The organism is Streptomyces sp. NPDC001153 (assembly GCF_053598315.1).
The window spans coordinates 54423-76869 of record NZ_JBSFJZ010000049.1; the positions used below are offsets into that span (position 1 = coordinate 54423).

Annotated in this window: 14 protein-coding genes; 7 read left to right on the plus strand and 7 right to left on the minus strand. The window is 65.5% G+C overall.

Translation table 11 applies throughout. The features are described 5' to 3' along the window. Window positions 1-256: 256 nt before the first annotated feature. The 4 genes from ACWDEN_RS39545 (at window position 257) to ACWDEN_RS39560 (ending at window position 7218) form a co-directional block, all read left to right on the plus strand. Window positions 257-1156, plus strand: a complete 900-nt coding sequence (locus ACWDEN_RS39545; RefSeq protein WP_351610672.1) for a S1 family peptidase — start codon at window positions 257-259, stop codon at window positions 1154-1156. A gap of 307 nt (window positions 1157-1463) precedes the next feature. Beyond that, complete coding sequence (locus ACWDEN_RS39550) at window positions 1464-2546, plus strand: S1 family peptidase (RefSeq protein WP_351610669.1); 1083 nt, start codon at window positions 1464-1466, stop codon at window positions 2544-2546. Window positions 2547-2764: 218 nt separating this feature from the next. Further along, window positions 2765-6208, plus strand: coding sequence for a DNA polymerase III subunit alpha (locus tag ACWDEN_RS39555; RefSeq protein WP_450862765.1), 3444 nt, complete (start codon window positions 2765-2767; stop codon window positions 6206-6208). Further along, the gene (locus ACWDEN_RS39560; protein ID WP_351610665.1) at window positions 6205-7218 is read left to right on the plus strand and encodes a DNA polymerase Y family protein; all 1014 of its coding nucleotides are present in this window, start codon (window positions 6205-6207) and stop codon (window positions 7216-7218) included. The genes ACWDEN_RS39555 and ACWDEN_RS39560 overlap by 4 nt, the downstream gene beginning before the upstream one ends. Here the strand turns inward: ACWDEN_RS39560 and ACWDEN_RS39565 are convergent. Beyond that, a complete protein-coding gene (locus ACWDEN_RS39565; protein WP_351610663.1) occupies window positions 7196-7570 on the minus strand; it encodes a cupin domain-containing protein in 375 nt (124 codons plus the stop codon). The two genes, ACWDEN_RS39560 and ACWDEN_RS39565, sit on opposite strands and share 23 nt — an antisense overlap. Window positions 7571-7657: 87 nt before the next feature. Between ACWDEN_RS39565 and ACWDEN_RS39570 the strand changes: the two genes are divergently transcribed. Together ACWDEN_RS39570 and ACWDEN_RS39575 are read left to right on the plus strand one after the other, a co-directional pair. Beyond that, window positions 7658-8104 (plus strand): MarR family winged helix-turn-helix transcriptional regulator, encoded by a 447-nt coding sequence (locus ACWDEN_RS39570; RefSeq protein WP_351610660.1) that lies wholly within the window; start codon window positions 7658-7660, stop codon window positions 8102-8104. A 168-nt stretch (window positions 8105-8272) separates the two neighbouring features. Then, complete coding sequence (locus ACWDEN_RS39575; RefSeq protein WP_450862768.1) at window positions 8273-9136, plus strand: esterase/lipase family protein; 864 nt, start codon at window positions 8273-8275, stop codon at window positions 9134-9136. Between the two features lie 50 nt (window positions 9137-9186). On the opposite strand, the gene ACWDEN_RS39580 is transcribed toward ACWDEN_RS39575, so the two are convergent. The 6 genes from ACWDEN_RS39580 to ACWDEN_RS39605 all read right to left on the minus strand — a co-directional run bounded on the left by ACWDEN_RS39580 (window position 9187) and on the right by ACWDEN_RS39605 (window position 21578). Next, window positions 9187-10161, minus strand: coding sequence for a lytic polysaccharide monooxygenase auxiliary activity family 9 protein (locus ACWDEN_RS39580; RefSeq protein ID WP_450862787.1), 975 nt, complete (start codon window positions 10159-10161; stop codon window positions 9187-9189). 556 nt (window positions 10162-10717) lie between these two features. Continuing rightward, window positions 10718-11596, minus strand: a complete 879-nt coding sequence (locus ACWDEN_RS39585) for a hypothetical protein (RefSeq protein ID WP_450862770.1) — start codon at window positions 11594-11596, stop codon at window positions 10718-10720. A gap of 40 nt (window positions 11597-11636) precedes the next feature. Beyond that, complete coding sequence (locus tag ACWDEN_RS39590) at window positions 11637-15062, minus strand: hypothetical protein (protein WP_450862772.1); 3426 nt, start codon at window positions 15060-15062, stop codon at window positions 11637-11639. A 368-nt stretch (window positions 15063-15430) separates the two neighbouring features. Then, a complete protein-coding gene (locus tag ACWDEN_RS39595; RefSeq protein ID WP_450862774.1) occupies window positions 15431-17956 on the minus strand; it encodes a DEAD/DEAH box helicase in 2526 nt (841 codons plus the stop codon). Then, window positions 17953-20145 (minus strand): DNA methyltransferase, encoded by a 2193-nt coding sequence (locus ACWDEN_RS39600; RefSeq protein ID WP_450862776.1) that lies wholly within the window; start codon window positions 20143-20145, stop codon window positions 17953-17955. The genes ACWDEN_RS39595 and ACWDEN_RS39600 overlap by 4 nt, the downstream gene beginning before the upstream one ends. A 293-nt stretch (window positions 20146-20438) precedes the next feature. Next, window positions 20439-21578, minus strand: a complete 1140-nt coding sequence (locus ACWDEN_RS39605) for a PIN domain-containing protein (protein WP_450862778.1) — start codon at window positions 21576-21578, stop codon at window positions 20439-20441. 667 nt (window positions 21579-22245) lie between these two features. Between ACWDEN_RS39605 and ACWDEN_RS39610 the strand changes: the two genes are divergently transcribed. Next, on the plus strand, window positions 22246-22447 hold a 202-nt coding region (locus ACWDEN_RS39610; RefSeq protein WP_450862780.1), incomplete at its 3' end, for a hypothetical protein.

Sequence of the window (22447 nt, forward strand, 5' to 3'; positions counted from 1 at the left end):
TCAAGTGCATCGAGGCCACCCCGTACGGCCCGCGGCGCGTGTGGGCCGAACCGGTGTCAGGGGCTCCTGCGTAAAGGTGGTTTAAAGGCCAACGGCCGAAAGGAACCCTTGTGGCGATGAGTCGTTCGGCCGAATACTCCCCCTCAGCGCTTGTCAGGGGGCATGGATGTCCGGAACCCGGCGTCGCCCCCCTGGCTGCGCCTCACGGGCACCGACCCCACATGGGCCCCCGACTTCCCCTGGGAGGGAACGAAAAGTGAGGATCAAGCGCAACACTCCCCACAACGGCACCGCGAGACGGACCCGGCTGATCGCCGTGGCCACCTGCCTCCTGGCCGCGGCGGCGTTCGCCGCCCCCACAGCGAACGCCGGCGACGACCACGCGTTCAGCCCCGCGCAGCTCAGCAAGGCCAACGACGCCGTCCTCAAGGCCGACGTACCCGGTACGGCCTGGGCGGTGGACAGCAAGACCGACCGCGTCCTCGTCACCGTCGACAGCACCGTGTCCAAGGCCCAGATCGCCAAGATCAAGCGGCAGGCCGGCGCCGACGCCGACGCGCTCACCATCAGGCACACCCCCGGCAGGTTCAGCAAGCTGATCAGCGGCGGCGACGCCATCTACGGCGGCCAGTACCGCTGCTCGCTCGGCTTCAACGTGCACAGCGGCGGTACGTACTACTTCCTCACCGCCGGACACTGCGGTCAGGTGGCCTCGACCTGGTACAGCAACTCCAGCCACAGCACGGTGCTCGGCACCAACGTCGGCTACAGCTTCCCCGGCAACGACTTCGCTCTGGTGCGCTACACCAACTCCTCGATCTCGCACCCGAGTGCGGTGGGCGGTCAGTCCATCACCAGGGCGGCCACGCCGTCCGTGGGCACGACCGTGTACCGGCGCGGTTCCACCACCGGTACGCACAGCGGCCGGGTCACCGCGCTGAACGCCACCGTCAACTACGGCAGCGGTGACATCGTCTACGGGCTGATCCAGACCACGGTGTGCGCCGAGGGCGGCGACAGCGGTGGCCCGCTGTACGGGGGGACCGTGGCCTACGGGCTGACCTCCGGGGGCAGCGGTGACTGCACCTCCGGTGGTACGACGTTCTTCCAGCCGGTGACCGAGGCGTTGAGCTACTACGGGGTCACGCTGCCCTGACGGTCCGGCTCGGGTCCTTGGGAAGCCCCCGCACACCACGTGGTGTGCGGGGGCGTTTCTTTTCGGCCAGTTGGTGTCGTCACCGTCCGGTGTGGGTTCCGTGCATGTCGTGTTTGCTGTGCGAATCCCCCTGGGTGACTGTGCACGGTCAAGCCGAGGCCGGGGGCGCAAGCCCTCTCCATGCGCGTCCTGAAGTCAACCTTGTGTGCTCCCTGTGCCATTCGGAAGAGTGGGCGCTCGTCAACCAGCCTTCCGGTCCGTGAAGTCCCCACAACTCACGGACCATCCCCCCACAGGAGGACGTGAGTTGAAGCACCGACGCATCACCGGGCGGCGGACCGCCGTGGCCGGTGCGGGAATCGCCGCACTGGTCGCCGCGGGTGTCACCTTGCAGAACGCGAACGCCAGCGAGCCTGCGAAGTCGGCTCCGGAACCGAAGGTTCTGTCCGCCCCGGCGGCCGGAAACCTCGCCTCGACGCTGCTGAAGAGCCTCGGCTCCGACGCCGCCGGCAGCTACTACGACGCCCGGGCCAGGAGCCTCGTCGTCAACGTGCTCGACCAGGCCGCGGCGAACGCCGTCGAGGCGGCCGGGGCCAAGGCGAGACTCGTCACCAACTCCCTGGCCGCGCTCGACGGCGCGCGGACGACGCTGAAGAAGGACGCGACGATACCGGGGACGTCATGGGCGACCGACCCGGTCGGAAACAAGGTCGTCGTCACCGCCGACAGGACGGTCACCGCCGCGCAGTGGGCCAAGCTGAGCAGGGTGGTCGACGGGCTGGGCGGCAAGGCCGAACTGAAGCGGTCGAAGGGGGAGTTCAAGCCCTTCATCGCCGGTGGTGACGCGATCAGCGGGTCCGGCGGACGCTGCTCGCTCGGCTTCAACGTGGTCAAGGACGGCCAGCCGTACTTCCTGACCGCCGGACACTGCACCGCGGCGATCAGCAGCTGGTCGGACTCCAGCGGCAAGGAGATCGGGCAGAACGCGGAGTCCCACTTCCCGGGGACCGACTTCGGGCTGGTCAAGTACACGTCACAGGTGGACCACCCGAGCGAGGTCGACCTGTACGACGGGTCCACTCAGAAGATCACCGGTGCCGCCGAGGCGACGGTGGGGATGAAGGTGACGCGCAGCGGGTCGACGACCCATGTGCACGACGGCACGGTCACCGGGCTGAACGCCACGGTGAACTACCAGGAGGGCACCGTCAGCGGTCTCATCCAGACGAACGTGTGCGCCGAGCCCGGTGACAGCGGCGGGTCGCTGTTCTCGGGGAGCAACGCCATCGGGCTGACCTCCGGCGGCAGCGGTGACTGCACCTCCGGTGGGGAGACGTTCTTCCAGCCGGTCACCGCCGCGCTGTCCGCCACGGGGGCGCAGATCGGCTGACGCGTCCGGCGTGCGTTCCGTGGAGCCCCGTCCCCCGGTGTGTGGGGGCGGGGCTCCGTGCTGGGTGCCGTGGGTGACCGCTGCCAGGGTGTTTGCGCAGGTGAGGGACGGTTCCACGGATGTCGTACACACGTTCGAGAATAGAGGTATGGTGGGGGTGGAAGTAGGGAACTGATGTTCGAGAGCCGTTCGGGGCTCACGAGTGCGGGAGGTGCGGTGTGCCGGGCTTCGCGCATCTGCACACCGTCTCCGGGTTCTCCCTGAGGTACGGGGCATCCCATCCGGAGCGGCTGGCCGGGCGCGCCTCGGAGCGGGGGATGGACGCGCTCGCCCTCACCGATCGGGACACCGTCGCCGGCGCGGTGCGCTTCGCCAAGGCCTGCGCCGGGGTGGGGGTGCGGCCGGTCTTCGGGGTGGATCTGGCGGTGGGTGAGGCCGAGGCCGAGGCCGTACGGTCCAAGCGGCGGCGGGTACCGGTGCGTGGCGGGGCCTTCGTGGACGAGTCGGCCCCGCGTGTGACCTATCTCGCCCGGGATGCCCGAGGATGGGCTGACCTGTGCCGGATCATCACAGCGGCGCACAAGAGCGGGGGCGCCCCCCTGCTGCCCTGGCCCGACAATCACGGTGACGGCCTGACCGTCCTGCTCGGGCCCGGGTCGGATGTGGGGCGGGCCCTTGCGGCGGGGCGTCCGGACCGGGCCGCACGGCTTCTCGGGGTGTGGCGCGAGGTCTACGGCGACGCCTTGCGGCTGGAGGCTGTGTGGCACGGGCGTACGGGCACGGGACCCGGGTCCCTGCGGCTCGCCGCCCGTACCGTCGGGTTCGCCGCCGAGCAGGGCGTGCGGCCGGTGCTCAGCAACGCCGTGCGGTACGCCGATCCCGGAGCGGGGCCCGTTGCCGATGTGCTGGATGCCGCGCGGCGGCTGGTGCCGATCGACCCGCGCGGGGAGCTGGACTCCGGCGAGGCCTGGCTGAAGGACGCGCAGGCCATGCTGCAGGTCGCCGAGCGGGTCGTGGAGGCCGCCGGGTACCGGCGGGACACCGCCCGCCGGCTGCTGGAGCAGACCCTGGCCACGGCCGCCGAGTGCCGGGTCGACCCCGAGGCGGATCTCGGCATCGGGACCGTTCACTTTCCCGAGGCGCATCTGGTGGGTGCCGGGCGGCGCACCGCCCAGCGGGCCCTTGCCTCGCGGGCGGTGGCGGGGATGGTGCGGCTCGGGTACGGCGGGCGGCGCGCGTACTGGGAGCGGATGCACCACGAGCTGGACATCATCGCCTGTCACGGCTTCGCCTCCTACTTCCTGACGGTCGCTCAAGTGGTCGAGGACGTACGGGAGATGGGGATCCGGGTGGCCGCTCGCGGTTCCGGCGCGGGCTCCCTCGTCAATCACCTTCTGGGGATCGCGCACGCCGATCCGGTCGAGCACGGGTTGCTGATGGAACGCTTCCTCTCCAAGGAGCGTGTGGTGCTGCCCGACATCGACATCGACGTGGAGTCCGCGCGCCGGCTGGAGGTCTACCGGGCGATCATCGACCGGTTCGGCACCGAGCGGGTCGCGACCGTGTCCATGCCGGAGACCTACCGGGTGCGGCATGCCATCCGGGACGTGGGCGCCGCCCTGTCCATGGATCCGGGTGAGATCGACCGGATGGCCAAGTCCTTTCCGCACATCCGGGCCCGGGACGCGCGCGCCGCGCTGGAGGAGCTGCCGGAGCTGAAGCAGCTCGCGGGGGAGCTTCAGCGGGAAGGGGAGAGGTACGGCAGGCTGTGGGAGCTCGTCGAGGCGCTCGATGCCCTGCCGCGCGGGGTCGCCATGCATCCGTGCGGGGTGCTGCTGTCCGACGCCTCGCTTCTCGCCCGTACGCCGGTGGTGCCGACCAGCGGTGAGGGGCTGCCCATGTCGCAGTTCGACAAGGAGGACGTGGAGGACCTCGGGCTGCTCAAGCTCGATGTGCTGGGCGTGCGGATGCAGTCGGCCATGGCGCACGCGGTCGCCGAGGTGGAGCGGGTGACGGGCGAGCGGATCGACCTGGACGCGGTGCCGCCGGGGGACCCGGAGACGTACCGGCTGATCCGCTCCACCGAGACGCTGGGCTGCTTCCAGATCGAGTCGCCGGGGCAGCGGGACCTGGTGGGGCGGCTGCAGCCGAGCACCTTCCACGACCTGGTCGTGGACATCTCGCTGTTCCGGCCCGGGCCCGTCGCCGCCGACATGGTGCGGCCGTTCATCGAGGCGCGGCACGGGCGGGCGCCGGTGCGCTATCCGCACCCGGACCTGGAAGAGGCGCTGAAGGGGACGTACGGCGTCGTCGTCTTCCACGAGCAGGTCATCGACATCGTCGCCGTCATGACCGGATGCGGCCGGGGCGAGGCCGACCGGGTGCGGCGGGGACTGTCCGACCCGGAGTCGCAGGCGCGGATCAAGGTGTGGTTCGCACAGCAGGCCGCGGCCAGGGGGTATGGGGCGGAAACGATTCAGCGGACCTGGGAGATCGTGGAGGCCTTCGGGTCCTACGGGTTCTGCAAGGCGCACGCCGTCGCCTTCGCCGTACCGACCTACCAGTCGGCCTGGCTGAAGGCCCATCACCCGGCCGCCTTCTACGCCGGGCTGCTCACGCACGACCCCGGGATGTATCCGAAGCGGCTGCTGCTGGCGGACGCGCGGCGGCGTGGGGTGCCGATTCTGCCGTTGGACGTGAACGTGTCCGGGGTCGCACACAGGATCGAACTGGTGTCTGAATCCTCTGGGGTGTGGGGACTTCGGCTCGCCCTCTCCGATGTGCACGGCATCAGCGAGGCCGAGGCGAAAAGGATCGCGGACGGGCAGCCGTACTCCTCCCTGGTGGACTTCTGGGAGCGGGCGCGGCCGAGCCGGCCGCTGGCTGGGCGACTCGCCCAGGTGGGCGCGCTGGACGCCTTCGGCGCCAACCGGCGCGATCTGCAACTGCACCTGACCGAGCTGCACCGGGGTGCCCGGGGCGGTGGCGGGGGTCAGCTGCCGTTGGCGGGCGGGCGGAAGACCGCGCCGGCGGGGCTGCCGGACCTGACGTCGGCGGAACGGCTCAGCGCCGAGCTGGGCGTGCTGTCCATGGACGCCTCGCGCAATCTGATGGACGACCACCGGGAGTTCCTGAAGGAGCTGGGCGTGGTCTCCGCGCGGCGGCTGCGCGAGGCGCGGCACGGCGAGACCGTGCTGGTCGCGGGCGCCAAGGCAGCCACCCAGACCCCGCCGATCCGCTCCGGCAAGCGGGTCATCTTCTCCACGCTGGACGACGGCACGGGGCTGGTCGACCTGGCGTTCTTCGACGACTCGCACGACGCCTGCGCCCACACCGTCTTCCACTCCTGGCTGCTGCTGGTGCGCGGGGTGGTGCAGCGACGTGGCCCGCGCAGCCTGAGCGTGGTGGGTTCCGCCGCCTGGAACCTCGCCGAGCTGGTCGAGCTGCGCGCCGAGGGCGGGCTCGAGGAGGTGGCGGCGCGGCTCGCGGAGCCGGCGGCCGAGGGTGCGGGTGGCGATCCGACCGGTGGGCGGCGGATCCAGCTGCCGACCGGATACCAGATGCATCCGTGGGCCGACCTGCGGCCCGCGGGGCAGGAGGCCGCACAAGGGCCTGCTGCCGTACGGAAGTTGTGGCACCAGAGTCCGGGGAGTGCGGGATGACCATTCTCTGCGTACGTTTCCAGCTGCCGCCGATGTACGAGGCGGCCCTGCCGGGACTGCTCGGGTTGCTGGAGGACTTCACCCCCGTCGTGGAGGCGCTGCCGCCGGACGGCGCGCTGGCCGATCTGCGCGGTGCCGAGCGGTACTTCGGGCGCAGCGCGGTGGAGCTGGCCTCGGTGATCCGGGTGCGGGCCCTCGCCTTGTACGGCGTCGACTGTGTGATCGGCGCCGGTCCCGGCCCGATGCTGGCCCGCGTGGCGCTGCAGGGCGCCCGGCCCGGGGTGACGTGTGCCGTGCCCGAGGACCCGGACGGCATCGCGGAGTTCCTCGCCGGGCGGCCGGTGTCCGCGCTGCCCGGAGTCGGCACGGCGACCGCCCGCACCCTGAGCGAGTACGGCCTGGACACCCTGGGCCTGGTCGCCGCCGCGCCGCTGTCCACGCTCCAGCGGCTGATCGGCGCGAAGGCCGGCCGTGAGCTGCGCGAGAAGGCGAGCGGCATCGACCGGGGCCGGGTCGTGCCGAACGCCGTCTCGCGGTCGCTGACCACGGAACGCGCCTTCGAACTCGACGAGCTGGACCCCGACCGGCACCGCAGGGCGCTGCTGTCCGCCGCCGAGGAGCTCGGCGCCCGGCTGCGCGCGGTGCGGAAGGTCTGCCGCACCCTGACCCTCACCGTGCGCTACGCCGACCGGTCCTCGACCACCCGCAGCCGCACCCTGAAGGAGCCGACCGCGCACTCGGCGGCCCTGACCAGGGCGGCCTACGGCATGTACGAGGCGCTCGGCCTGCAGCGCGCCCGGGTCCGCGCGCTCGCCCTGCGCGCCGAGGGCCTGGCCCCCGCCGACCAGGCCTCCTGCCAGCTCACCTTCGACCCCGTGGACGAGAAGGTCCGCCGTGTCGAGGAGGTCGCGGACCGCGCGCGGGCGAAGTTCGGGCCCAGAGCGGTGATGCCGGGGGCGCTGGGGCGCGGTGGCGGCTCCACGTCGGTCAGTTGGCCCAGGGCGGCGTGATGCGGCTCCCGTCGGCCAGCTCCGCCTCCAGGCCGACGGAGGTGGTGACCCAGGAGAGCGCGGTGTGATCGGTCGGGTTCTCCAGGGCGAGGGTCGTACCCGGGTTGACGATCACCGTGTCGCCCGCAGCGATGCGCTCGGTGCGGCCGTCCAGCGTGATCAGCAGTTCACCCACGAGCAGATGGAAGATCTCCTCACGGCTGACGGTGTGCGCGGGCGCCTTGGTGCCGGCCGGGATCTCGCCGCGCCAGGCGCAGAGTTCCCTGCTGCCGGTGAGCGGGGTGGCGTACGAGACGAAGCGGGCGCCGTGGATCTCATGGGTCGTGGCCTCGGACGAGCGGACGACGGGCATGGCGGTGGTCTCCGTTCAAGTGGTCAAGTGACTTGACTATATGGTCAAGCTGCTTGACCAACCTGTCAAGGGTGTTTCAATGCCTCCGTGCAGAACTCCGAAGCCATGGCCCTGTCCGCCGCCCTGCTCGCCGTCGCCGGCGACCTCACGCAACGCATCCACGACGGGGTGGTGGCGCGCGGGTTCACCGATCTGCGGCCGGCGCACGGCTTCGCCTTCGCGCGGCTCGCCCCGGACGGGGCCACCGTCACCGACCTCGCGGCGCACCTCGGGGTGACCAAGCAGGCCGCGAGTCAGCTGGCGGACGAGATCGTGCGCAAGGGATACGCCGAGCGGCGGCCGCATCCGCAGGACGCGCGGGCCCGGTTGGTCGTCCTGACCGAGCGCGGCCGGGCCTGCACCCGGGCGGCGGAGGCGGCGGCGGCCGAGGTCGTGGGGGGATGGGCCGCGCTGCTGGGTGAGGGTGAAGTGCGCGCGCTGGGGGAGCGTTTGGCGCGGATCGCTCCCTGTGGTCCGATCAGGCCTGCCTGGTGACGGTCCGTCAGTTTTCAGGCGGTGCTCAGGTTATCACTGGAAGTTTTTACTGACGCGTAACTTCACACGCCTGCTACTCGCCCGTAACTTGACGAGTGAACAGCATCCTCGTGATCCGGATCACAGGGTAAGGCCCCCACCTCCCTTGAGCCGCAAGGAGATCACACGATGCTGCCCTGGAAGCGAGTGCTCAGACCCCTCGCCGCGCTGCTCCTCACCGCCGCCGTCGCCACCGTTCCCGCCGCAACGGCTTCCGCCGCCGACGCCGCCCCCAGCAGTGGCTGGAACGACTTCTCCTGCAAGCCCTCCGCCGACCACCCCCGCCCGGTCGTCCTGGTGCACGGCACCCTGGGCAACTCGGTCGACAACTGGCTCTCCCTCGCCCCCTACCTGGAGGACCGCGGATACTGCGTCTACTCCCTGGACTACGGGCAGCTCACCGGCGTCCCCCTCTTCTACGGCCTCGGTCCCATCGACAAGTCCGCCGAGCAGTTGTCGGCCTTCGTGGACAAGGTGCTCGCCGCGACCGGAGCCGCCAAGGCCGACCTGGTCGGACACTCCCAGGGCGGCATGATGCCCCGCTACTACCTGAAGTTCCTCGGCGGAGCCGCCAAGGTGAACGCCCTCGTGGGCCTCGCCCCCGACAACCACGGCGCCACCCTGAGCGGATTCACCAACCTGCTGCCGTACTTCCCCGGCGCCTCGGACCTCGTCAAGGCCACCACCCCCGGCCTCGCCGACCAGATCCCCGGCTCCGACTTCCTCGCCGGGCTCAACGCGGGCGGCGACACCGTCCCCGGAGTGCACTACACGGTCATCGCCACCAAGTACGACGAGGTGGCCACCCCCTGGCAGAGCCAGTACCTGAGCGGTTCCGACGTCCACAACGTCCTGCTCCAGGACCTGTGCCCGCTCGACCTCTCCGAGCATGTCGCCATCGGCCTGTTCGACCGCATCGCCTTCCACGAGGTGGCCAACGCGCTCGACCCGCCGCACGCCGCCGCCACCACCTGCGCGTCCGCCTTCAGCTGACGTGCCGCCGGGGCCTGTCCGGCCTGAGCCGCCGGACAGGCCCCGGAACCTCAGCGGCGGTGGGTGCCACCCGTGGCACGCCGCCGCACCGACAGGAACAGCGCCGCCGAACCGAGCGCCAGCGCCGCCGCGCCGCCGATCGCGACACAGGTGGTGCCGGAGGAGGCACCGGTCTCCGCGAGGTCGCGCGAAGTACCGGCCACCTCGGGCGCGTTGGGCGCGGACGAGGGCTGCCGCGCGGGCTGCTGGGCCGGTGCGCCCGCGGTGTCGCCGCCGTGACCCTGGTGCCGCATCGTCGACCTGTCGGCACCGTCCGCGATCTGCCGGTCCGAGGGTGCGGAGGCGGCCGGAGCGGGCCCGGTGCCGGTGCTGCCCCCGCCGGCGCCGCCGAAGTCCACGTCCGAGCAGGAGTAGAACGCCTCCGGGCTGTCCGAGCGCTGCCAGATCGCATACAGCAGCTGCCGGCCGGACCGTTCGGGAAGCGTGCCGGAGAACGTGTAGAAGCCGCCCGAGGCGACCGGGTCGGTGACCCTCGCCACCGGGTGCCCCAGATCCAGCTCGGACCAGGCCAGCGGCTTGGCGGGGTCGTAACCGGGCTTGGTGAGATAGACCTCGAAGGTTCCCTTGTGCGGCGCCGTCACCCGGTACTTGAAGGTGTACGCCCCGCCGTGCACGCTCGTCGCCGGCCAGTCGGCGCGGGCCAGGTCCAGGCCCTTGAACTCCTCGTTGTCCGCGCTGCACAGCTTGCCGTCCGGGATCAGCTTCCGATGCTGTCCGGCGGCGTCGCCGATCCGGATGCCGTTCCAGTCGTACAGCGCCTGCGTGCCACCGGCCGCCACGGCCGCCTTGCACGCGGCCGACTTCGGGCTCTCCGGGCCCTCCGCATAGCACTGCGAGACACGGCTGACCGGGTCGCCCATCGAACCGTGCGCGGACGCCGGAGCGGCGGCGAGCACGGTCAGGGCGAGGGGCGGCAGACCGAGCACGGCGACGACGGCGGCCGTGCGGCGGGCACGTGCGGGCATGCGGCGGGCGCGTGCGGGCATGCGGAACTCCTCGGAAAAGACGGTCCTTCGGCGGGGCGGGAAGCCGTGGGGGTGATCCGAAGCTAGCCCCAGAAAACCGCGAAATCGCCTGCTGGAGGCGGCTGGAGGAGATCCTTATGGTGCCGTTAAGGCCGGACTAACCGGGGGCTCAGGAAGAGGGGGAGGAACCCGGTGGCCCACCTGCGCCCGGGCAGCGCGACTGCCCGCGTAGGTTCGGGTTCGTTCGCCGTCGGACGCCTCGGTTGGCTCCCCGATTGGCTCCCGGCAGTGCGTGCACGTGTTGCCTCGCTGAACCTGCGCACATGGCTCCGGAGGCCGTTCACCGATGGGACGTATGCCCTGGTCAGAGCTTCGCTGCGTCCTGATAGCAGCGTCTCTGTCCACAAATAGGGCGCGGCCGCGAACCGAGCCTAACGACGAAAACGCGGGCTGGCTTAGCCTCGGCCGCCGGCCATGAGCCCACCCATCACAAGATCAATGACGCCCGCGGGCGGTCAGACGGTGGCCTTCACCGGTGAGAAGTGCGGAGGAGAACTCAGGCCGAGCCGACCAGGGGAACTAGCCGGTCGAGCAGCTGGTCACGTGTGCACTGGTGTTCCTCGTAGATCTTCCGCGCCTCCTGGAGCAACTCACCGACCTTCTGACCCGGTTCCACTCCGAGCGTGTCGATGATGTCTCTTCCAGTGATGGGCAGGAGCTTGGAAACTTCGGTGAGTAGCACGCGTTCGATGCACTGACGGGCGGCGAATTCCAGATCCGACTCGTTCGTAATCCTCAGGACCTTCCTTATCTCGTTCTCGCTCCGTCTGAACAGCGCGACCGGGTCGACAGTGTTCCGTCCCATGTCGCTCGCTACAGTGGAGACGATCTCGTGGAAGCGGTGGGCGGGCCAGTCGCGCGAGATCCGGTCCTCCCATTGCTGGCATATCTGGGCGCGTGCGTCGTCAGCCCTGATGTCTTCGACCTGCTTGGTGAGTTGGCTAACGAATTCACAGGCTTCGCCCAGCAGGACGTAGAGGGCCCGTCTCCAGTCCTCGTCGGAGCTGGGGAGCAGAACGGCGCACGCCTCTTCGAACCAGTCAGAACAGGTCTTGAGGATCCCCCGGTCGTGATTGCCCGACGCCGGGTTGATGGTGTGCTGCGACCACGTCCGAAGCGCGTGCACGAGCCGCTCGTGTGCGCGTATCTCCGGCAGGTTCTGGACGGCTGGCCGGTCCATCAGGAACTTGACGCCGACTCTCCCGGCTTCTTTGTAATGGCTGTAGAGCCAGCTCGCGGTTCTGATGAATGCAAGTTCTGGCGCGGCGTCGACGTTAGGGGTCGGCAGCGAGACGGTTCCGAACACCGGGGTGGCGCTAGCGAGCAGTGCGCGGGACAGATCATCGATATGCTCGCGGAGCCGGACAAACTCCACCAGCTGATCCTTAGGAGTGTTCGCAGTCCTTGACACAGGGTCAGCGCTCCTGTCGCCGGGTGTGGAGGAACGACTCGGGATCGGCGATGATGCCCAGTAGGTTGAAGCCGATATGGAAGTTGCCGAGGTTGGCGCCGGATTTGAGTTCGCGGCCCCTGAACTCCGATGGAATGAACTTCACACGTCGGCGCAAGCTCTCGATGTAGACCTCGCCCCGGCGTAGGTCGCTGGAGAGCCGGGCGATCTCGCCGCTGAACAGCTGAGGGTTTCCGTGGCTGTCCGACGCGAGGTAGGAACGGATGATCCGCCGCCGTCCCCTGACCTCGTCGGACCGCGTCTCGAGGTCGGAGAAAGTTGAGAAGGCAGCACCGAGATCCCCTCGATGAAACTCCGCGATGCCGCGGATGAAGGACAAGGGAATGTCCCGGTAATTGGGCCCGGCGTCCTCGATTGCGAGGATTAGTCGGAGTGCCTCCTGCCACTGCTCCTGGTTGAATGGCAGGCACTCCCGTTCGTCGCCGAACAGGCGCTTACCCGCATTGTGTAGCCACCAGAGATCCAGTCTCAAATTGAGACATCTGCTGTCCCCGGATACCAGCTCCTCGTACGTGGCGAGATAGTCCAGGGCATGAGAGATCCTTTGGTGCGTCGATGAATCAAGCGTCCCCTTGATAGGTATGGACGCGATCGCCCGAGCCCTCAGATATACGCCTGCCCCCGACCCGCGTTCGACCAGTGCCTGGAAAGCCTCATCCGCCAGCTTGAGGTTGTTGGCCTTGGTGGCGAACTCCATGCGACGCCTGTGGTAGTTCTGGACCTGGCTGGGATCGAGATCCTCGGGCGACAGCGCCTCAAAGGCGCTGAGAACGTCCACAATCGCCTCTGAGCGGCCTTCGTCGCTCAGTGAATCGAGAACGTCGCGGGTTGACCATGCGAGGACGTCGAGAGGGTAGAAGCTGTCCTGCTCTTCTTCTCGTGCTAGCGCGAGCTCCTGTTTCGCTCGCTCGAAGAAATCGACTTGCTCGGCTGTCCGGTGTTCACTGCTCATGATCTGAGCCTGGGCCGCGTAGGTGGACGCCAATTCGACCCGCAATTTGCTCCTCAGTGGAGACAGCGCATCGGGCCGGAACTGGGTAAGAGCGATGTGCAGGACCTCTGCCGCGGTCCGTAGCGCCGCGCCCGCCTGTGGCAGGTTGTGGGTGCTTTCCTCCTGGTGCTGGTTGTTGCGTGACCATATTGCGAATTCCCGCAGTAGGTTGGCCTCCTGCAGCATCAGCCGGGGATTCTCTAGCCCGCGTTCTTCGCGCAACTCTCGGAGTGCATCGGAGATGCGTGGAAATTCCTTGCGGTAACGAAGGGGTTCGGGGCCCTGGGCACCCATGGCTCGGACCAGGTCGGCGACAAAATCGATCTCGCGAGCACCGGAGATGGCATACTCCGAACCGCGAGCCTCAACGACCAGGCGCAGTGCGTAGTCCAGCTCGCGAGCGGTGGTCCCGAGCCGACTGGTGACGATGAGCTGGGCCTCCAGACGGCTTCGGGATCCCAGCCTAAAGTTCCCTTCGTGGTCCTCCTCCCAGCGCACCAGATCAACCTCGTCGAAAAGGCGGGCGACGTTGAAGTAGCCCGGCCTTCCGGTGGCTCGGATCAGTAGCTCCAGTGGCACGGACAGCCCGAACTGGCCGGCGACCATGACAAGCGCCGTCAATTCCTCCACGACCGTGAAGTTCTCAGAATCCGTAGTGTTGGCGGCTACGCTGTCAAGGGACAACTGGGGAATGAGGCCCGCCTTCAACAGGGCATAGCCCAGCGCCGTCTTTGGACTGTCCTTGACATCCGGCCGGGAGGCCCGTTTGACCAGGTTCCGCTCGACTTGCTCCAACTCGCGGACAACACCTCTACGGACGGTTGCCCGGGTCGGCGGGAGCAGGCGATAGAGGAACGCGAGGAAGCTTGCTTCCAGGCTGAGCTTGCGCTCGACAATCTGGGCCAGGCTCTCGTCGAGCGCGGTCAGAAATTCCGCTATACGTCGTGGCTCATCGGCCATGAGCACAGCGGGTGCCTCGACGTAGTCCTTACGGCGTTTCGACGGGATCTTGGTTACGTCAATGCGATAGCTGCTACCGACGAGGACTACGCGGCGTCCACGTCCGGAAAACCGTCGGGCGATATCCGCGTACCAGTCCATATCCCGCATCGCGTCCCAGATGATGATCGTACTGTCCGCTCCTTCTCTCTCGGCCCACTGACAGAAGGCGTCCAGGGCGGGCAGGGCGGAGGTACCGACACTCTGGCCGAGATGTATCACCGGGTACCGGCGGCGGCTGGCGAGGGCATACGCCACGCTGGCGAGTGCCACGCTTTTGCCCGTCCCGGTCCCCCCGTGGAGGACGAGCGGCCGGTCTGAGATCTCTCGCCGTGCGGCGCGATTCAGGACTCCCTCCTCGATGCGTCGCTCGAAATCCCGGTGAAACGCGAAACCCCGCCCGATCCCCTCCCAGTCAATGCTGGCCGGTGACGAGCCGAGGAAGTGGCGGAATGCGGAGTAGCGGGCATCCGCGGAGACGGGAGCCGGTGTGACGAGCACGGCTTCGCTAAGCAGCTGGGCATTCGAAGACAGCGGTACCCATAGATCCCGGGGGACCGAGTGACTGCCGCCGCCGAAGCTGACGAGGCGCTGGAGATCACCTTGTTCGACGAGGGGGTCTGTGGTGATGAGCCCCGCAGAAAGGCCCTCTTCCAACACAAGGGCGAGTGGTTGGTCGTGGACCACTAGGTACCCGTCAGCTGCCAGCTCGGCCAGCATTGGGTGCTTCAGCAGCTCGTCCGTGGCGGAGAAGAGATGACACTGTCCGCTCTCCATCTGGAGAACCAGGCCGGCTAGATCTTCGACCGTTAGCCAGTCGCCAGTGGTGTACCCGTCGATGGCCAGGGTGCCGAGCGGCCCGAGTGTCTCAACCATCCTGTAGGCCAAAGCGTTTGCCACGGTCCGCCGCTTCAGCTTTTCGATCCTGGATGCCGGGAACCGCTCGTCCGGCTCTGTTCTGGCCGTGCATCCGTAGAGGTAGGTGCAGTGGAGCCGGCGCCGGTTGCGGGGATCGGTGGGCTTATACCGCTCGCTGAAGATCCGCTGAACCTCTCGCCAGGGTTTCTCGAACACGCTCGGCCAGATACTGTCGATGGCCGAGGACCACACTCCGACCCACGGGTAGTCCGAGATGACGTCCAGTTGCTCGGATGGAGCAAGCTGGTTGCACCGCTCCTCAAGCCAGTTGGCGAAGCCAGGCCCGGCATCGCCTGCCGTGAGTAGAACGTCGTAGCCGTCGACGTCCCCGCCGAGTTTCTTCTGTGCCAATGAGAGGAGTGGGTCGTCCAGGCCGCCAAGGCGCAGATGGCTCTGACCAAGCAGAAGCCCGGCCGGGCCGTGGTTGATCCTGTCGATGAACGCCTGGGTTGGACGGTCCATTCAGGTCACTTCCCAGCCAAAGTCTGACGGTTTCCCGCGAAGCTTAGCCTGCTGAAGATGGGCCTGCCGCACAATCGGGTGATATCTGAACTAGCTTGCCCTCCAGGCCGCGTGACCGCATCCGTCACCCGAACCTGCATCAGGCCCGATCCCCGAGAGAGAAGTTGATACCCCCGCAGCCTTCCGAGCCATCAGCTCGACTCGCTTCAGATGTCACCTGGCCACCGCAGTCTTCCTCCGTCGCACAGTTGTCAATCAACAACTGCCGTCCCACGCTGAGGCCATGGGACGGCGGACAAGGAGCTGGCCCCCATGCTTCGGAACTAGGCCCGCGGCTCTACGGGCTACCAGGAGAGCGACGACTCCTGTCAGCAATACAACGTTCCTAGCCTCTCGAAAAGGTCCTCAATCTCGCTCACCTGCTGAACAGCTAGTGCTGCGGCAGCATCCTCGACTCTGACAAGGTTGAGACGCAGTAGCCTCCCATCCTGTCCCTTCGCTACTGCATCGATCCGAGCATACTTTTCTCCGTGCTGCTGCGCGTACGCCGCCAAGGCACGAAGCTTGTCCACCCCGTCCGCAAGGTGGGTCCCGTGCGGGTCAACGATGGAAACCGATAGTTCACCACCAGAGCTCCGGTGAAAGAAAAGAAAGTCAGGGTAGACTGCGTTTTTTGCAGAATCGACGTAGGGGATTCGCAATGCGCGCCTTCCAGATGACGGATTGCGATACCATCCCACCAATTCTGGGTCCGCCAGTTCAGCGTCCAGGATTTCTCGTTCCCATCCATTCACTGTGTGGGGATAGAGGCCATCAGCCTTACTCGCGTAGAGATGAAGTGGGTCACTAGATGCGTTCTCTGACGGCCGAGCAGTCACGGCATCTGGAAGAATCAAGCGTGTTTCTTCCGCGCTCGCAGATTGTTCCCTCAGTTCGTCGTACTCTGCGCGTCGTGCGGCGTGTAGGGCGTCGATACGGCGTCGGTACTTGCGATCCAACTCTCGCACGTAAGTTGCTGCCGTGGACTCGACCGCACCAAGCGCATCTGGGTCCTTCGTGAGCGCGATAATTTCGCCCTTAGCTGTTGTGAGATCGCGATGACTTTCGTAGCCACGGGCTAGGTACTCGTCTGCGATCTGGTCAGGCCAAAGGCGACAAGCCCTGCGATACTCCCGCTCCACTCCTCGGGGATCGAGGGGCACTGCATCGCCCTCGATAACCTTGGTCTGACCTGTCGTGAGGTCGTGCGTGGTTGCAGTCATGCGCACTGTGGTCGTCGCTCTGATTACCCGGTCAAGCTCTCCGGTTGCCCGCAACGATTCGATACGGCCCGCCATGGCGCCCAACATCACCTCGTTGGCCTGCATGGGAGCATCTTCGTCTATGGCGTCATAGGCAAGAAGGTGCGCAAGCTTTCGGAGGCGCGTGATGTTTGAGCGGCTTCGCTGCGCCGGCTTGGTGTACGTGGGCAGATCGGTAACCGTCTCCCAGACGTCCTCGGACACTGCCGGGTTCCGTGGACACGTGATCAGCGATGTAACCGCCTCGGATGCACCGACATCTTCAGACTGCGCACCCTCGTGGAAGGCCGCGGCCACAGCTTCAACTTGCTTTGTATCGAAGTATGGCAGGAAGACGGCAACAGTATTCAGCGTCTCATCATCGTCGATTCGGCGAGCAAGTGGAGTTCGCACCATGCGCCCCAAAAGCTGGGCGATATACGTCGCATCGCGCGCGGTGCGAAATGACAACAGAACTTCGGCTCGGGGGCAGTCCCAGCCTGTAGTAATCGCTTCTTTGCAGAGTACGACACGGGCTCTGCGGTCATCCTGGACAGCATGCGGTTCCACGTAACGTACGGCAGCCCCGCTTGAAAGGGCAATATGGCCGTGCGCGACGCCGTCCCATTCGCCGAAGGTGTGAACGATGCTGTCTGTTGTCAAGCCAGGCCAGGCATCTTTCAAGGAGGCTACTAGGTCGCTGACTTCCTTAGTGGATACCTTTGCCTTGACCTGGACCACGAGGATCGGTATCGGGGCCTCTTCGTCATTCGACTCCGCGTAGGTCGCCCATTTAGCCTCGTATTCGCGCACGGCACGGACCGCTTCCACGGTAAGAGCCGTGTCCGCGGCTGGGCCCCCCTGGGGATTGTGTAGGACGATGATGTCCTTCACAAGACCGGACGCACGCACGTCAGAGACGTCGACATTCACCCCTCGCTGAACGCGTGAGGGTTTCCGTGCGGCGGCCATCGCTTGCTGAAACTTTTCCGGAGTAGCCGTAATGCCCCACACGACGGGTGCCGCAGCTCTTTGGCGATCCGGGTCCCCGGAAATGATCCGGCTGATGATCGTTGGACGATCTGAGCCATTGCCCGTGCCGCGATGCGCCTCGTCAATCACAACTAAGAACCGACCGCCACGGCTACGCGAGGTATTACTTATTGTGTCCCATAGCGACCATCGTCGCCGGTCCGTCCTACTCTGTTCATAGAGGGAACCGCGACGCAGTTTCTGGATGTTCAGAAACGACACGGTATTGGGCGGAAGGAACTCGGAATCGAAGGCCCCGTCAATCGTGAGCAGTTGAGGGCCTGCGTGCAGAAGGGACGAAGCGGAGTACATCTTGCGAAGCGTCTGTATGTTCAGCGAAGGGTCGTCGGTTACCCAGAGCACCGTAGCGCCGTCGAGCGCTGGCCTTCCACTCTCAGGGTCACCATGAAAGAGACGCTCAACGACTGCTGTCGCGATTACCGTCTTACCTGCTCCGGTAGGAGCCACTAGGGAGACCGACTGATGCTCGCCTGACTTCTTGTACTCTTCGTTAGCCCGGTCAAGTGCAGTGAGCAGTTCGCCGGCAGCTGCCTCTTGGTAGTCCTTGAGTGCGTATTTCACGCTGCCTCCTCTTCTGCTACATCGACGGTGCCAATCTCAAAGCTCGTTAGGTAGTCATCCCAGAGATGTACCGCCTCCACCCCTGTCGGGAGTTCCGCAGCCACTTGTGCGAAAACTGCAGCCGATCGACTGACTATGAAGGCATGTCTCACTTCGCGCCGACTTTGAATGGATCGCACAAAGGATCTCGCCCTACTTGCGTTGAAGAGCACCCCGTAGGTTGCACCCTCCGGAAGGGCCCACCCTGTCGCATCTACGCGGTCGATCCGTGAGCCGGTAGCGCCAGCCTTTAGCCAGAGCAGAGGGGCAATAGCCTCAAAAGCGAGACCAAGACTTACAGAGTCGCGATCCAGGTACGCCAGGCGGAAGAACTCGACGTTTTCATGGAATCCATCGGCCATGGAGGTACCATCCAGGTACGCCCCTGGTACGGGCCTATCTTGCGGATTGCGTCCGGTGATAGCGGCTCGGACCCTAGGCCACGTAATATGTTCAGCGATGCCTTGCTCTTCCCAAGCAGGGTCGCCAGGAACGTGACCAGCCGCGCGTAGAGCCGTTGCCTGCTCCGGGCCTACTTCATTGTTCGTCACCAGGATGAAGCGCCGGCGCCCGCCGTCCTCTGCATTCAACTTGGCAACCGCATGTCCCGTGGTACCGGAGCCCGCAAAGAAGTCGAGTACTACAGCGTCCGGCTTATCTCCTACCGCGATACGCAGTGCATCGACTACGGCGTAGAGAGATTTGGGAAAGGGGAATGGGCGCCCGGTAAGTGCCTTTACGAGTTCCGTACCGTGCTTCCCCGCGGCATGGGAAAGACGGTTCCAGACAGTCTTGGCTGTCCGGATGCGCGGGGTTCCATTGTATTCAACCTGCACGACCCCGTTCGCATCCCGGCCGGTCAGGATTAGTTCGCCAGTGTCTATCATGTTGGCTAGGCGATCAGGGAGATACAGTACTGACCACCGGTCGCGCTTGGCGTTGTACTGGCCAACACGAACATGGCCAGCCTCTAGTTTCCGGAGGAAAGATTCGCGGCGCATTCGCCAAATGCCTTCCCTCCCGTCTGTCTTCAGCGGCCATAGCAGGATGATTCCAGGTGGAGCCGGGACGGTACGCCAGTCTTCATCAGGTGCGAGGGGCTCTCCCGCGCCTACTATATGACGCTTTTTTGGGTCCAAATACAGAGGATAGAACCACGTCGGAACATCGACACGCGATGAATTCGAGTTGACTCCGCCACGCAACAGCCACTCCCAACGGACCTTCTTCTCCAATTTTTCGACGTCGGCGATAGGCTGTTCGGGCTCCCGTCCCTGTTCACCCAAGAGGTCATCGGCTACACGTGAGGGAACTGCATTACCTATGAAGACGAAGAAGGCGAATTCCTCAACCCGTGACAATTCAGATGCCCGTGGTGAGCCGTTAGGGTTCATGACGATGGTGACCATCTGCCGTACAGCAGTCGGGAAGATCTGCTCCAAGAGGCACCCGAGGTGGTGAACCTCCTTAGCGTCGATCGTAACCACCAGCACTGAAGACTCGGGGTTCAGTAGATCTCTGGCGAGCAGCAGGCGGCGTTCCATGAATGCAAGCCACTTGCTGTGACGGTAGCCATCCTGGCCATCTACGTAATCGTTGTTGTAGCGCCAGTCGCGAGCCCCCGTGTTGTATGGGGGGTCGATGTATATGCAATCGACCTTCTCACGATGCGTGTACCTTAGGGTTTCAAGGGCATGGTGGTTCTCGGCATTGATGACCGCGCTCCAAGCGCCCTCGGGGGACCCATTCTCGACGCGGGCTACGGACTGAAGCCCCGGATAGAGTGGTTCACCAAAGACGGCGACCGGCATCAGGTCCCCGACAGGTACAGCTAATGTGGTTTCGCTACTGCTCGACTCGCTGATGTATGCAGTCTCACCTTGAACTGCTGTTACCTGCCAAATACCCTCATCGCCAAGCCGATCACGCCGCATCACTCGGGCTCCAGCCACGACCGGCGTACCCGGGAGCGCGGTGTGCTCGGGCAAGTGCCTTTCAAAGAAGATGCCGAACTGTTGCCGGTCCCGGATGCGTGCTAGTTCGGCCCGTATGACCTGCGCTGCGTCCTGGTCGCCGAGATTGCTTAAGACATCGTCGATGTAGGCCATCCTGGCCGGCCCCCTGTAGGTCCTGCTCGTGCTGTCGATCACTGGCGTGAGGGACCGTCATATCATCCTAGGGGCACCTTTGTTGAGTCGTTGCGTGCTTCTCGTCCCTGCGTGAGGCGTAGGGTGGCAGGTGCTGGCTGCAGCGCTCGGCATGCTTGCGTTCATGTGTCAGGCTCGTGACGTGCGGCGATGGGTGTGGGCTTGAGGTAGTGGAGCTCCGACCCGCCCCTCAGCATGGTGGAAGCGCTGCAAGCTGGGCGAGCCGTGGCTCTCCGTGTCTCTGGTAGCTGTGTACGGCACGGGTCTGGCCCACACGGTGTCTGTCAGCAGGCCTGTCACAGGGCAGGACCGCCCCTCTCGAAGGTCAATTCAATCTTCCCTGTGGCGCCGTCGACGGTGGCGTGGAACGTTAGTTGTACATCTCGTTCGACAAATGCCCACACCGTGTGATTGTTCCATTCGCCATCATGCAACTCAACTTCGCTTTCCTCGTCGTAATAGACGGACTTATCCATAAAGCCGTCAAATTGCACCTGAGCTTGCACAGTCAAGATGGCTAGGGCATTACCTGAATCGTAGCTTCCATAAGAAGATAGCTCGATGGTCTCGATCTTGGGCTGCACGTTCTCAATCGTTATTGATCGCAATGTGCTCGGCAAGTCGATATCCTCGAATTGCAGGCTATCGGACCACTCATACTCCGGGTTCGCTACGCGGGCTCCCAGTAGCTCTTCACATGCCCCGATAACCGCATGGCGTGTACGAGTGTTCAGTTCGATCATAGGTGGAATGGTGGAGGTGTCGGGGCTCAATGAGTCGGCGACTAGTGGTTGCAGTGCTTGAAGGTTCTTGATTCGCTTGATCGTAGGGTGCGGTACTCGCAGGTCTGCCAGTAGATCGGAACTAAGGTTTTCGTCGTCTCGGTCGCAGAAGTCTTTATGATTGTTCGTAACGACAATTAGTAGGTCGTTACTTTCCAGGTCTCTGGATGCTTCAACTACACTCATCCAAATGAGAGTGTCGCGGTAGCCGTCGGGTCCTCTCTTCTCCGGGTCTACACCTTTGTTTCGGAACGGCTTCCTCTCGAGTAGCGCGCGGTTTATCAATTCCTCGTGTGAAACTTCAGGTAGTGGTAGGATGCGGACTTTGGATGCGCCTAGTTTCGCCCTGAGGCGTCCTTCAAAGCCCTCGGCCTTCTCGCGCACGGAGCTCTCAAGGTCTTTATGTGCTGGGAGAAGGTCAACATCTAGACGGAGCGCCCGCAAAGGAGCAAGGCCGGTGCGCATGCTTCGGATCGATTCGTCCAGACTGCGGCTGTAATGGCGTATGGTTTCTCGGATGACGATTTCGGGAACCCATAGAGCGATCTTCCCTTGACTGGACTGCAGCAGCAGAGTTTTCCACGCCTCATTCTCTAGTGAAAGGTCAGAGTAGAAACATGAGGTATCAACGACGACAGTCGGCTTACTTGACACTCTTACCTACTTCCGTAAGGCGTTTATGGCGGAGAGGGAACCGTGCGCAGGGCATACCTCAAGCGGCTCCGACCCACGCGCAGGGCGTTTGGCCCAAGACGCTGCTTTTCGGAGCGATCTTAGGTCGGCGGAGCGGGTTTGGCCGGTGGCCTGCCTGGTTTGGGGTCGGGCCTGATCAGGGGGCCGTACGCTGGTTGGCAACTCGGGCAGGCTTTGGACCTGCCCGCAATGTGCGCGAGTGGCCCCCTGGTCTTGCCCGACGCGGGACCCGGACCGCGGAGGTGGCTAAAGCCGTGGAGCCGACCGCCCCAGCCGCGACGTACCCCTTCTCTGGCATCAGGCGACTGCTTGCTCTGAGCGCGGCACGGACGCCGGCCGGGCTGGAGCGGGACGGAGGCAGGAGCGCAGGCCCGGCCGGGGGCCGGGCCGCGCGCGGTGAGCGAAGCGAGCCGCCTTGATGCAGCAGGGAAAGTCGTATCGCCCTGCGGGAACCATAGTGGCGCTCGGTCCAGGAGCGTGCTTGATGGCAGCCAGGACATTTTGTCCGGGCTCCCATCGTTTGAGCATCAGAACCTAGCTTCGGCGATGAGCGCAGCGCCCTCCCTGACCTGTCGCCTGATCGGTACCGTGAAGGGCGCCCCTACTCGACAGCGGGAGGCAGCAACGCATGCGTGGTCTCGGAGATCACCTCAGCATCGGAGAGCGGATCGCGTTCTACCGTAAGCGTCGCGGCTACACGCAAGAGGTTCTGGCCGGCCTGGTCGGCCGCAGCACGGGTCTGCCGCACGATCGGGTGACATCTGAACTGGCTTGCCCTATGGGGCTGGTGGGAAGGATGTCGCTGTGCCCAAGCCTTATCCCGAAGAGTT